Here is a 13,654-nt window from a genome sequence, read left to right as displayed (position 1 = left end):
ATGGCTGATTCCCTGCAAAAGGTGTTTGAGTCTGACGAATGGAAAAAACAGTGGGAGGCCAACCAATGGAAATTCAAGGGGATGGCTGATTCCCTGCAAAAGGTGTTTGAGTCCGACGAATGGAAAAAACAGTGGGAGGCCAACCAATGGAAATTCGAGGGGATGGCTGATTCCCTGCAAAAGGTGTTTGAGTCTGACGAATGGAAAAAACAGTGGGAGGCCAACCAATGGAAATTCAAGGGAATGGCTGACTCCCTGCAAAAGGTGTTTGAGTCTGACGAATGGAAGAAACAGTGGGACGATATCGCGGCCGAAGCCGAGCACTACAATTCTCCAGAATACAAAGCCCTCCGTGAAAAATTTGAAAACGACGTGAAAGCCCTGAAACAGAAAAAATCCAAAAAGAATAACCAAGAATAAAAATTTCAATCTTTGGAATTTTGTCGTATATTTGAACGACAAAAGGCAATAAAAATGAACAATATCCGATACGACATGCCCCAAGGTCATAAGCCTGATATCTTGACCGCGGCCGAGCCGGCGATGATCTATCTTTCTTCGGCCCAAACCGGATCATTTTCAATACCCCAATTCGAAGCGTTAAACAGGAAACTGCCATTTACGCAGCAGGAGTGGGCGGATATTCTGCATATCAGCCATCGCACCTTGCAGCGGTACCTCAAAGACCAAAAACCGTTTGAAGGCCTGCATGCCGAACACTTGTGCCAAATCGATGCCTTGGCCAACATCGGCCAGTCGATTTTCAGCAGTGCAGAAGCATTCGAGGCCTGGCTTCGTGTCCCTAAATCCATCTTGGATAAAAGCATTGATTTCGCTGCGCTGCGCTCATTTGGCGGAGTGCAACTCATCGTCGACGAGCTTGGCCGCATGGCCTACGGGATATATAGTTGAGCATGAAGGTTTACCGATTGGCCCATCGTCATTATATCATGGATACTGCCGGAGAAGGGGCTCGCCTTTACGGCGGGCGTTGGAATCCCAAAGGGGTGTCCTGTTTATACGGCAGTGCCCATCTTTCGTTGGCCCTTTTGGAGAAATTTGTACATGCCAGTGGTAGGGAAGGTATGGGTGATCTCATGCTGTTGCAGATTGAGGTGCCGGAAGGAAAGGGATATATATACCATACCGACGCCGCCCAGCTCGATAAAAATTGGGCACAGCGGATTGACTATTCGCAATGGTTGGGTGAGCAGATACTGGGGGAATCTTCTATTCTGGCCTTCTCGGTTCCTTCGGTCATCGTGCCGTCCGAACGCAATGTCATTATCAATCCACAGGCGACTGATTTCGACAAGGTAAAATTTTCCAAACCCGCTACATTCCACATCGATTTGAGGCTATTGGATCGATTGGCCTAGGGAAAAATATACATACGGGGGCAATATAAAATCAAAAAATTGTAGTAGGTTTGTGCCGGATACCGTGCCCGAAGATTCCACGAGGCGGATAAGAGACAGGTTATTTTCGAATGAAGCAATCTATATTATTGGAAGGTCAAAAATTCCAGATCACGATCCAGCGGCTCTGCCACCAATTGATCGAGAACCATGCCGACTTCTCCGATTCGGTCATTATCGGTATTCAGTCCCGGGGCATCTATCTTGGAAGGCGAATTGTCGAAGAGCTGAAGCTGATACAAGGGGTATCCACCGTTGCTTATGGCGAACTGGACATCACCTTCTTCCGTGACGATTTCCGGCGGAAAGACAGCGGCCCATTGGTGCCCAGCAGTACACACATCGATTTCATTGTAGAAGGCAAGCGGGTCATCCTGATGGACGATGTGCTGTGGACGGGCAGGACCATCCGTGCAGCGATGGATGCGCTACAGGCATTCGGCCGCCCGGCGAAGATAGAGCTGTTGGTACTGGTAGATCGCCGTTTTTCGCGGCAACTGCCCATCGAACCGGATTATATCGGAATACAGGTGGATTCGATAGACTCCCAGCGGGTGATGGTGGGGTGGAAGGAAGTGGATGCGCACGATCGGATTACATTACTGACAGAATAAGAAAATTAATAGGATCTTTTTTGCATTCTATGACAGCAGCAACAAGGCAACTCCATACGCGTCACCTTCTGGGGATCAAGGACCTCAATGAGGAAGATATTCAGTTGATTTTCGAGACGGCCGACAATTTCAAGGATGTGCTCAACCGCCCGATCAAGAAAGTTCCCTCCTTGCGCGACATCACCATTGCCAATGTTTTTTTTGAGAATTCGACGCGTACGCGACTGTCCTTTGAATTGGCGGAAAAACGGCTTTCTGCCGATACGATCAATTTTGCGGCATCTTCTTCTTCGGTAAGCAAAGGGGAAACGCTCATCGACACGGTCAACAATATCCTGGCGATGAAGGTAGACATGGTCGTGATGCGCCATCCGTACCCGGGCGCCGGCATCTTCCTGAGCAAGCATGTGAACGCCCAGATCGTCAACGCCGGGGATGGTGCGCATGAACATCCTACCCAAGCATTGCTGGATGCTTTTTCCATTCGCGAACGGTTTGGCGATGTAGCCGGCAAGAAAATAGCCATCATCGGCGATATCTTACATTCGCGGGTGGCCCTGTCAAATATTCTGTGTCTCCGCAAACTGGGCGCGGAGGTAATGGTATGCGGCCCCACTACGTTGATACCCAAGTATATCTCCTCGCTGGGTGTGCAGGTAGAATACAATTTGATGAATGCGCTGAAGTGGTGCGATGTGGCCAATATGCTGCGCATCCAACTGGAACGCCAAGATATCGCTTATTTCCCGTCTCTGCGGGAATATTCCATGCTCTATGGGTTGAATAAGCAGCTGCTCGATTCGCTTGATAAGGAAATCATCATCATGCACCCGGGTCCGATAAACAGGGGTGTGGAAATCACCAGCGACGTGGCGGATAGCCACCATTCGATTATCCTCGACCAGGTGGAAAATGGGGTGGCTATTCGGATGGCTGTATTGTACCTGCTTGCCGGTAGCCGCGGATAAGCGAATCCCCCCTTGGAGGACGTTATTAACATTTGTGGACAACTTTTGAGGAAAACGTTGCGGTTTCCCGCTAACTTAGCAAGTTAAATTGGGGTAGGTGTATTTTATGGCCCCAACTTTGTAAGAAATTGAGGAAAAAACAATAGACTAATTTGACGGCATGTTTAAACGGATTTATCAGCTAAGCATAGGATTCAGTTTGCTGGCATCATCCGCCTTGGCCCAGCAGAGCGCATGGCAGGCGGTTAATCAGGCATACAAAACGGGGATGGAACTTTATGAAAAAGGGAAATATGCTGCTGCTGCCAAGCATTTCGATAAGCTAGAGGACATCCGGATAACTTCGACACTACAGAAGGATGAACATGTAGAATTGACCCTGCTCAAGGAGAACACCCGCTTCTACCAAGCGGTCTGTGCACTGGAGCTTGGGGAGTCAGATGCTGAAAGCCAATTCCTGAACTATATAGAAGATTATCCCGCGAGTGCAAATTCAAAGGCTGCCTATTTTCAGGTTGGCCGGTCTTATTTTGCGAAGAAGGATTACGAGAAAACACTGGAGTGGTTCAGTCGACTGGATAGCCGCAACCTGGCCGGGGGAGAAAACAAGGAATTTCGGTACAAACAGGCGTACTCCTTTTTCATGATGGATGATTATGCATCAGCAAAACCGATTTTCGAGCAGCTTAAGGATGAAAACGGAACCTATCAGGAAGCTTCCATTTATTACTACGCCTACCTAAGCTACCTGGACCGGGACTTTAAAACGGCATTGACGGAATTTGAGAAACTGAAGGGGTCCAAGACCTACGAGGCTACTTATCCATATTATATCACCGCGCTGTATTACCTGGACAACCGGTATGATGATGTACTGGAATATGCGCTGCCGATATTGGAAAGCACCGATCAGGCGCATGAGACCGATATGTTCCGCATTGTGGCGGCTACGTATTTTGCCAAGAATGATTTTGAGAAGGCAAAGGAATATTACGACAAGTTCCAAGCGGCCGATCAGGGCAAGACGCAAAACAACCAGGATAGTTACCAAATTGGTTATATCGCCTATAAAACGGGTAATTACGAGGAAGCGATCGCCGAATTGCAGAAGGTGGAGGATCAGGACGCCTATTATCAGAGTGCCATGATCGCGCTGGGAGATGCCTTCTTGAAAACGGGTGACAAGCAAAGCGCGCGCAATGCGTTCTTTATGGCCTCTAAGCTGGATTTCGATCCGTCGATGAAAGAGGAAGGGCTGTTTAATTATGCGAAACTGTCTTACGAGCTTGAATTTCATCAAGTGGCGTTGGATGCGGTGACCGAATACCTGAAAACCTACCCGAATAACAAACGGCTTGAAGAGGCCAAGACACTTTATGCAGAGACCTTGCTGGGGACCAGCAACTATCGGGCAGCGGTCGATATTCTGGAGTCGATCGATAATCGCGGTTCGGAAGCTGACGCGGCTTATCAAAAGGTAACCTACTATCGGGGGTTGGAGTTTTACAACGAACGGGCGTTTGAAAACAGCATATCGCTCTTCATGCGGTCGGAGCAATATCCGATTGATCCGGAGATCGCTGCGTTGGCAACCTATTGGAAGGCTGAGGCCATGTACGAGGTGCGCAAGTTCGGAGAGGCGGTGCAGAATTTTTCACGGTTCCTGCGGCTGCCCGCCGCCCGGAATACAGATGTATATAGTTATGCCAACTATGCATTGGCATATGCGGCCTTCCGCAACAATAGCTTCAATACAGCCGCTAATTATTTCGAACGCTTCCTATCAACCGGTGGCAATGCCATCGAGCCTAATGTGCGCAATGATGCCATTGCCCGCCTCGGCGACTCGTATTTCTCCATGCGCAACTACGGCCGGGCCATGCAATATTATGACCGGCTGATCAACAGTAAGGCCCCTAGCCAGGACTATGCCTTATTCCAGCGGGGCATTATTCAGGGGTTGCAGGGCAATAACGAAGCAAAATTAAGTACGTTACGTTCGGTTATCGAACAATTCCCCAACTCAAACTATGCAGATGACGTGGCGTTTGAGATTCCGTATACCTACTTCACCACGGGTGACTATGACACAGCGATAGCCGGGCTGCAGCAGATGATCGAGAAATATCCGCGCAGCAGCTACGCCCCGCGGGCATTGATGACGATCGGTCTCGTTCAATACAATAAGGACGATACAGAGGGGGCCATGGCCACCTTCCGGAAGGTAGTGGAGGAGCACGCGACTACCGATGAAGCGCGGCAGGCCATCCGCTCGATAGAAAATATTTATTTGGACCGCGGCGATGCGTCAGGTTATATCAATTATGCCACCAGTACCAATATTGGCGATCTTTCTAAAGCGGAGCAGGATAACCTGGCCTTCCAGGCGGCGCATACGTTGTTTGCAAGGGGTGAGTATCAAGGCGCGGTGGAGGCCATCAACGCTTATTTCGATAAATTTCCGAAGCCTATACAGGAGAAGCATGCGCGGTACATACGGGGGGTGAGCCTCTATAAAACGGAACACCCAAAAGAGGCCTTGCATGACCTGAACATCATTCTGAACGATTGGACCAGCCAGTACACGGAAAACACCTTGCTGACGGTAGCCGAACTGTATCTGGGGCTCAAACAATACAACGAAGCGATCGTGCACCTGAAAAAACTGGAGCTTACCTCTGAATATAAGGAAAACTACGGCTATGCCGTAAACAACCTTCTGGTCTGCTACTTTGAGATCAACGACATGGAGCAGGTGATCAAGTATGCCGAGCTGATCAAGAAATACGATCGTTCTTCGGAGGAGGATCTTGCCAAGGCGCATCTCTATGCGGCAAAGGCGATGCTACGGCAACAAAATGTGGCATCGGCGGAGAAGGAATTGAACCTCGCCTCGTTGAAAAGCCAGACCGTAGTCGGTGCTGAGGCGCGCTACCTGACCGGCCAGCTGCAATATGAAGCGAAGGAGTACGATAAAGCTATCGAATCGGCGTTCAATGTGATCAATAACATGGCTTCGCATGACTATTGGGTGGCCAAGAGCTTTATCTTGCTTGCCGATGCTTATGCGGGAAAAGGTGATGATTTTCAGGCAAAGAGCACGCTGGAGAGCATCATCGAAAACTATGAGGGGGATGAGGATGACATCATCATCTCCGCGAAGGAGCGTCTGCAAAAGCTCAATAATAAGGAATAGGAATTTAAACGAACGATGATAACGCAAGAATCGATCGGCTATAAATACCTGCTTACCGGGATTTTTTCGGTCTTACTCGCTGTAGGTTATGCGCAGGAAGAAGAAAAACAGCTGGAACCGAAGCAGCAGGAAGAACAACGGCCAAGTGAAGGGGACAGAGAACCCGTCACGTTCGATTCGATCGATGTCGTACGCGACTACCGGCCTATATTGGCGGATGCCGTAAAGATTCGCCGAAGCCCGGATATGGGTATCGACCGGCAAGCGCTTGAGACCGAGCTGCGCCGGATTGCCGCTACCACTTATTTTGCAAAGAACGAATTCAGAAAACCTTATTACGGTAAATTGCAAGAACGGCACCAGGACGCAACACGTAGTAATATAGATAACTACCGCATCGGCCACTTGGCCTACCAGAATGGCGAATACGAAAGAGCGAAAGCCATCTTAGAGCGACTGGAGACTTCGGATGCCTTTTACCAGAGCTCGATGATTGCTTTGGGTAATATTTTCCTGGAAACCGGCGATAAACAACGCGCGCGGAATGCGTTTGTCAAAGCATCCGAACTGGATTTTGACCAAGCGTTGAAAATGGATGGGCTGTTTAATTATGCCAAAATCTTATATGAATTGGACTCCGCCCAGGTTGCCCTGGAAGTCGCCCGGGAATATGTTGCCCAATATGCGAATACCGCTCCGGATGCTGAAAAAACGGAGACTCCCGAACTCCTGTTGGCTGAGATCCTATCGGGTACGAGCAATTTTCAGGCAGCCGTAAATATGCTGGAATCGTTCAGCAATAGGGACAGGGAAACCGACATGATCTACCAAAAGGTGACATATTACCGCGGATTGGAGTTTTACAACGAGCGGGCATTTGAAAACAGCATCTCCCTGTTCATGCGGTCAGAGAAATATCCGATTGATCCTGAGATCGCTGCGTTGGCCACCTATTGGAAGGCTGAAGCCATGTACGAGGTGCGCAAGTACGGAGAGGCCGTGCAGAATTTCTCTCGTTTTCTGCGTCTCCCCGCTGCCCGCAACACCGATGTGTACAGTTATGCCAACTATGCACTGGCGTATGCGGCATTCCGCAATAACAGTTTCAATACAGCGGCCAGCTATTTTGAACTTTTTTTGTCTACCGATGGAAGTTCGATGGAAGAAAATGTACGAAATGATATCATCGCCCGTCTCGGCGATTCGTATTTATCCATGCGCAATTATGGCCAGGCCAACCAGTATTATGACCAGCTGATCAACAGTAAGGCTCCCAATCAGGAGGACTATGCACTGTTCCAGCGTGGGATCATCCAGGGATTGCAGGGCGATAATGAGATGAAACTCGCCACCCTGCACTCGGTTATCGAACAGTTCCCCAACTCAAACTATGCAGATGACGTGGCCTTCGAAGTGCCCTATACGTATTTCACCATGGGTGATTACGATACGGCCATTGAGGGACTACAACAGATGATCGAGAAATATCCGCGCAGCAGCTATGTCCCCAGGGCACTGATGACGATCGGTCTCGTTCAATACAATGCGGACAATACGGAGGCGGCCATGGCCACCTTCCGGAAGGTGGTGGAGGAGCACGCCACCACGGATGAAGCCGGCCAGGCGCTGCGCTCGATCGAAAACATTTATCTGGACAGCGGCGACGCATCGGGATATGTCAACTACGCCACCGGCACCAATATCAGTAATCTTTCGACAGCGGAGCAGGATAACCTGGCCTTCCAGGCGGCGCATACACTGTTTGCTAGGGGCGAGTATCAAGGCGCGGTGGAGGCCATCAACGCTTATTTTGACAAATTTCCGAAGCCTATACAGGAGAAGCATGCGCGGTACATACGGGGGGTAAGCTTGTACAAAACAGGCCATCCGAAAGAGGCCTTGCATGACCTGAACATCATTCTGAACGATTGGACCAGCCAGTACACGGAAAACACCTTGCTGACGGTAGCCGAACTGTATCTGGGGCTCAAAGAATACAATGAAGCGATCGTGCACCTGAAGAAGCTGGAGCTCACTTCCGAAGCCAACTATGGCTATGCGGTAACTAATCTCATGAGGTGCTATTCTGAGGTCGGCGACCAGGAAATGGTGGTGATGTACGCCAGACTCATCAAGGAAAGTGACCGTTTGTCAGAGGAGGACATCGCCAGGGCGAACCTGTATACGGCGCATGCGCTGCTGAAACAGAAAGACACGAAGACTGCCATGAAAGAGCTGAACCTGGCTGCATTGAAGAGCCAGACTGCGGTGGGTGCCGAGGCACGGTATCTGGTTGGCCAGTTGCAATATGAAGGGAAGGAATATGATAAGGCGATCGAATCGGCGTTCGATGTGATCAATAACATGGCTTCGCATGACTACTGGGTGGCCAAGAGCTTTATCTTGCTCGCCGACGCTTATGCTGGAAAAGGTGATGATTTTCAGGCAAAGAGCACGCTGGAGAGCATCATCGAAAACTATGAAGCGGATGAGGATGGCATCATCATTTCCGCGAAGGAGCGGTTGCAAAAGCTGAATGCTACAAAAGTTGAACAATAAGTAACAGGAATAAATAACTTATGATCTTTCAAACATCAATGCGCTACAGGTATTTGTTTACAGGGGTTTTTTCGGGCATGCTCATGATGGGCTATGCACAGGAAGAACAGAAGGACGAGAAGCCTGCTACTATTGATTCCATCGAGGTGGTACGTGATTACCGTCCCGTATTGGCTGATGCGGTAAAGATACGGCGTAGCCCAGATATGAGCAACAAGCGCCAGTACCAGCCCAAATTGACATATAGCATCCTGGACAAGAAGCTGGATATCAATACCGGGACCAAACAGCTGACCATTCAAGAGATGCCGTTTACCCGTGCGGAAACGCTGACGAACAACTATGTGAAAATCGGGGCCGGTAATCTGGGAACCGTGCTCGGGGAGGTATACTTGAGTTCGGATTATTGGGTGGATACACGACTGGGTGGATATGTGAAGCATTTGAACCAACAGGGGACGATTGAGCAGCAGCGATTTTCGTCACAGCAAATCGGGGTGTTTGGCCGCACCATCTTGGGACCGGTCACGCTGGATGGTGAGGTGGGGTATAGCCGGTATGGAACCCGATTCTATGGCTTGGTGAGTGACACGACCGGAGCCAGCCTGAATGCAGACCCTGCCAAGCAAACATTTAACGATATTTATTTTACGGGCGAACTGACCAGCAACCATGATGAGCAAGCCACCGATGCCTTTAGCTATTCATTAAAGGCCGACGCGTATGCCTACAGCAACGCTTATGAAACGAAGGAAAATTCGTTCGCCTTATCCGGTTACCTGAATAAGCAGATCAACGTGTTCAATGTCGGGGCTAACATTTCAGGCGACTTTACGTCGGTGAATGATGCTTCTTATGAACTTGCTAACCATATTGCCCGGGTCAATCCGTACATACGGTTTCAAGGACCGAACTATAACATTACGCTGGGAGCCAACTTTGTCGCCGAATTCGGCGACTCATCGCGGACAAACATCTTTCCTTCGGCCGAAATCGATTTTGCATTGGTTCCGCAATTCTTCCATATTTTCGGGGGGATCACCGGTGATGTGAATAAAACATCCGTACGGGAGCTGACCAGGGAGAATCCCTGGTTGGGCACATTGGGCGGGGAGAGCCCCATCCGCAATTCCGTCGATCGCATGCATGTGTTTGGAGGAATTAAAGGTAATGCGGGAGCTACTTTTGGCTATAAGGTGAAAGCCTTTTACAGGCGTATTGAAAGCATGCCGTTCTATGCGATCGCTCCGGGTACGCCCTATGCGTTTAACCTGATCTATGAGGATGGTGAAAACGCGAGTACCGTCGTCGGATTGGAAGGTGAGCTGAATGTGCGCGTTTCGGAAGTGGTGACGATCGGAGGGAAGGTAAATTTTAACGAATTTGACCTGCAACGTGAAGAAGAAGCCTGGTATACGCCGAAGATGAGGTTGTCTGCCAATGCGCGTTTTAACATCAGTGATAAGCTGTATATCGATGGGGAACTCCTGTTTCAGGGGCAAACCTATGGATTGGTTCGCGACGAGAATGTGGACCTTGGAACGTATGCGATCACGGAAATGGGCGATACGGGCGCACGCAAGACCACCATTCCATCATTCGCCGACCTGAGTGCCGGCGCGGAATATCGTGCGACTGACCGTATCGGGATTTATGTGCGATTGAATAATATGCTGGGCACCAATTACGAACGTTACCTGTTTTATCCGAGATTGGGCCTAAACGTCATTGGTGGCGTTAATTTTTCATTCTAACGGTTTTCATTCTAACGTTTAAGGTATTAATTTTATTTTTGTACCCGATTGGGAAGGCAGATTGATGAATTTAGGGTTGTGCATAGCGAATTTGTTGAGGAGATACCCAGCTGTAGCGGTACCGGGCATCGGCGTGTTCGCCAAAAGACATATCCCGGCCTCATACCACCAGGATACCTCGGCTTTTTTACCGCCGGCGACGCACATTGAATTAACGGACGGGCAACAAGAGGCCTTTTCCCTCATCACGTATCTGCAAGTCCAGCGTCAGGTAGATGAGGACACGGCTAAGCAACTGCTGGAACGTGCGGTGGATGAAGTCATGGAGACGATCAGCCGCCGTGGACAAGCGTTGTTGGATGGGTTAGGTTACCTGCTGGCGGACGGAGCATCGTTTGTGCTGAAGCCGTTCGAGACGGGTGGCTTCGGATGGAAGCCTGTAAAGGAACAAGCAGCACCGGAAAGGGAGACACCGGGCGAAGAGGTGACAGCGACGCCCGAACGGGCAACGGAGCAAGTGGAGCCGGCTGCTGTCCTATCGGATGAAGTATATGTAACGAAAAGCCGCAAGGCGTGGTGGATCGCAGCTGCGGCATTGTTGGTGCTGATAAGCGCTGTTGGTGTTGCCTGGTATTACAAAGCAGGAAAGTCTGCGCAAACAGGCGTAGCCCAAGAACAGCAAGGCGGAGTGGCGGATCCAAAAAACCGTGATAGCGGCGACGGACCAACCGGACAGGGGCTTCCGACAGCGACCGATTCTATCGCCGTCGATTCGGCTGTCGTCGATTCGCTGGCGGGCGGCCGGGTGTTGGCAGACAGTGCGACCGTTGCACCGGCCGCGAAGCCGAAGCCCTCCGTTACCTACGAAATTATTGTGGGCTCATTTAACACGATGGCTGAAGCGAAGCAGTATGTGAAAACAATGAACGCCAAAGGATATGATCTTGAGGCCCTCGAGAGCCGGATGCCGGGCAACCGGAAAAAGGTAAGCTGGGCATCATTCACAACGGAGGAAGAGGCCTATCGGGAATTGAAACGGGTGCAGAAGAATTTCGAACCGACTGCCTGGATCGCCAAAATAGAGCACAACTAAATCGATCGAAGAAAATACGGATTAAAAACAATTAGAAAAATCATACCATTCATTTATGTCACTATTACAAGATACTATTTTTCCGCTTGATACGCTCGGAGGCGCTGCGCAGCAAACCGTAGCACTTGCAGATGAACGAATAAGCTTAATCGGGCTGTTATTTAAGGCCGGGTGGATCATGATTCCGCTGGCGCTGTTGCTGTTTGCCACATTGGTGATCTTTGTTGAGCGCTATCTGACCATCAAAAAGGCCTCTAAATACGATCCGAGCCTGATGTCACACGTCAAGCAAAGTGTGCTTTCGGGGCGGCTGGACTCTGCGTTATCGATTTGCCGGGCCAGTAACAGCGGATTGGGACGGATGCTGGAAAAGGGATTGCTACGGATCGGCAGGCCCATCAAGGATATCGAAGGGGCCATCGAAAACGTGGGCAAACTGGAAGTGGCCCGGCTGGAGAAGAACCTCAACTTATTGAGCATCATTTCGGCCATTGCGCCCATGTTGGGTTTCGTCGGTACGATCTTCGGGGTAATCATCATCTTCCGGGATGTGGAAGCTGCGGGTGGCATCGATATTGCGAGTGTATCGGGCGGGTTGTATGTGAAGATGATCGCATCGGCAGCCGGGTTGACCATCGGAATCTTGGCATTTGCGGGCTATCATGTGTTGAATACGATGCTCGAGCGCTTGATTCTTCGCATCGAAACCAATGCAATAGAGTTTGTTGACCTGCTGGATGAGCCCGGCTCGTAATTAGTTATCGTGCCATGAATTTAAGAGCAAAACGAGGTAAATCGGAAATCCGGGTCTTTACGGATTCGTTGAATGACATCATGTTTTTCCTGATGTTGTTTTTTCTGCTGGCGTCCGCCGTTTCCAATCCCCAGGTAGTGAAATTGCTGCTGCCGCGGTCGAGCGCCGGAGAGCAGTCGGTGGCTAAAAAGACATTGACCGTGTCGGTCACCGAGGATTTGAAGTACTACCTCGATAAACAGGAAGTGCCTTATGATAACCTGCTGAGCGCGATACAAGCGCAAGTGCAGCCGGGTGAGGAACTGACCATCATGCTTTATGCAGACAGTACGGTGCCCATTCAGAACGTGATTTCGGTCATGGATGTGGCCAATAAATTAAAAATACGACTCGTATTGGCTACGGAACCAATACGAGAATAAACGGTATATTTCGTATATTTGTGTTGATACCATGAGTTATTATCACATACAGGAAGACAATAATTATCCCAAGGCGCTGTGGATCTCGAGCGCTGTGATGGGGGCATTGGTGCTGATCAGTTTCCTGATCATGATTGGATCGGCGTTTCCGGAAATCGGGACGGGCGGAATTATTGTCAATTATGGTACGGACCCAACCGGGATGGGCGACGACTACATGACGGTGGATGAGGCATCGAAGGATGAAAACGCCAATAACGTTCCTCCGGACCGGATCGACCCGGAACAAGAGACGCAGCCCACCCCGTCTGAACAGGTCACCGAGCGCAGCGTGGTTACCCAGGACCTAGAGGATGCACCCGCCGTGGTGGCCAAGGAGAATAAGAAAGCCAATGCCGAAGAAGCGACCGTGGAAAAGAAGGATAGCAAACCGGCCATCAACCCAAATGCCTTATATTCGGGTAAGCGTAATAATGCACCGGGCAGGGGTGATGGTACGGGAACCGAAGGCGGCAATCAAGGCAGTGAACAAGGAGATCCGCTTGCATCCAACTACGGCGAAGGGGGCTCCGGCTTCGGTAACGAGGGACTTACCGTCGCCAATAGGCGATGGGTGGTGCCGCCCCGGATCGACGATAACGGTCAACAGGCGGGCGTAGTAGCCGTGGAAGTGCATGTTGCGCCGAATGGCACGGTGACGTATGCCCGAGCCGGCGTAAAAGGAACGACCTTGCCGGACCGGGTGTTGTGGGAAAAATGCGAGCAAGCGCTGCGCGGCGCCCGGCTCAACGAGCTGGAGCGGGCACCCACCGTGCAGAAGGCGGTGGTGCACGTGCGATTTAAACTCAAATAGATACTTATTTCTTGTTATCAGGC

The 13,654-nt window shown here is 50.3% G+C and carries 12 protein-coding genes; all 12 read left to right on the top strand.

Annotation, left to right across the window (positions count from 1 at the left end):
• Positions 1-420: hypothetical protein (locus ACMGDE_RS17315; protein WP_436834081.1), on the top strand; the 420-nt coding region annotated here is incomplete at its 5' end.
• A gap of 54 nt (positions 421-474) precedes the next feature.
• The gene (locus ACMGDE_RS17310) at positions 475-912 is read left to right on the top strand and encodes a hypothetical protein (RefSeq protein ID WP_436834080.1); all 438 of its coding nucleotides are present in this window, start codon (positions 475-477) and stop codon (positions 910-912) included.
• Positions 913-914: 2 nt separating this feature from the next.
• Entirely contained in the window at positions 915-1,379 is a 465-nt protein-coding gene (locus ACMGDE_RS17305) for an RES family NAD+ phosphorylase (RefSeq protein WP_436834079.1), read from the top strand.
• Between the two features lie 110 nt (positions 1,380-1,489).
• Positions 1,490-2,032: a bifunctional pyr operon transcriptional regulator/uracil phosphoribosyltransferase PyrR gene (pyrR, locus tag ACMGDE_RS17300; protein ID WP_436834078.1), complete on the top strand. Its 543-nt coding sequence runs from the start codon at positions 1,490-1,492 to the stop codon at positions 2,030-2,032.
• Between the two features lie 29 nt (positions 2,033-2,061).
• Positions 2,062-3,000: an aspartate carbamoyltransferase catalytic subunit gene (locus ACMGDE_RS17295; protein WP_436834077.1), complete on the top strand. Its 939-nt coding sequence runs from the start codon at positions 2,062-2,064 to the stop codon at positions 2,998-3,000.
• Between the two features lie 160 nt (positions 3,001-3,160).
• Complete coding sequence (locus ACMGDE_RS17290; RefSeq protein WP_436834076.1) at positions 3,161-6,196, top strand: tetratricopeptide repeat protein; 3,036 nt, start codon at positions 3,161-3,163, stop codon at positions 6,194-6,196.
• 15 nt (positions 6,197-6,211) lie between these two features.
• Positions 6,212-8,755 (top strand): tetratricopeptide repeat protein, encoded by a 2,544-nt coding sequence (locus ACMGDE_RS17285; protein ID WP_436834075.1) that lies wholly within the window; start codon positions 6,212-6,214, stop codon positions 8,753-8,755.
• Between the two features lie 38 nt (positions 8,756-8,793).
• Positions 8,794-10,509: a hypothetical protein gene (locus ACMGDE_RS17280; protein WP_436834074.1), complete on the top strand. Its 1,716-nt coding sequence runs from the start codon at positions 8,794-8,796 to the stop codon at positions 10,507-10,509.
• Positions 10,510-10,573: 64 nt separating this feature from the next.
• Positions 10,574-11,602, top strand: a complete 1,029-nt coding sequence (locus ACMGDE_RS17275; RefSeq protein WP_436834073.1) for an HU domain-containing protein — start codon at positions 10,574-10,576, stop codon at positions 11,600-11,602.
• Between the two features lie 55 nt (positions 11,603-11,657).
• Complete coding sequence (locus ACMGDE_RS17270; protein ID WP_436834072.1) at positions 11,658-12,356, top strand: MotA/TolQ/ExbB proton channel family protein; 699 nt, start codon at positions 11,658-11,660, stop codon at positions 12,354-12,356.
• Positions 12,357-12,370: 14 nt separating this feature from the next.
• Positions 12,371-12,778, top strand: a complete 408-nt coding sequence (locus tag ACMGDE_RS17265; protein ID WP_436834071.1) for an ExbD/TolR family protein — start codon at positions 12,371-12,373, stop codon at positions 12,776-12,778.
• A gap of 31 nt (positions 12,779-12,809) precedes the next feature.
• Positions 12,810-13,631 (top strand): energy transducer TonB, encoded by an 822-nt coding sequence (locus tag ACMGDE_RS17260; protein WP_436834070.1) that lies wholly within the window; start codon positions 12,810-12,812, stop codon positions 13,629-13,631.
• Positions 13,632-13,654: the final 23 nt, after the last annotated feature.

The organism is Parapedobacter brassicae (genome assembly GCF_051400755.1).
Taxonomy (GTDB): Bacteria; Bacteroidota; Bacteroidia; order Sphingobacteriales; family Sphingobacteriaceae; genus Parapedobacter.
Note: the sequence above shows the minus strand (reverse complement) of the source record. Positions and strands in the feature narration are given on the sequence as shown.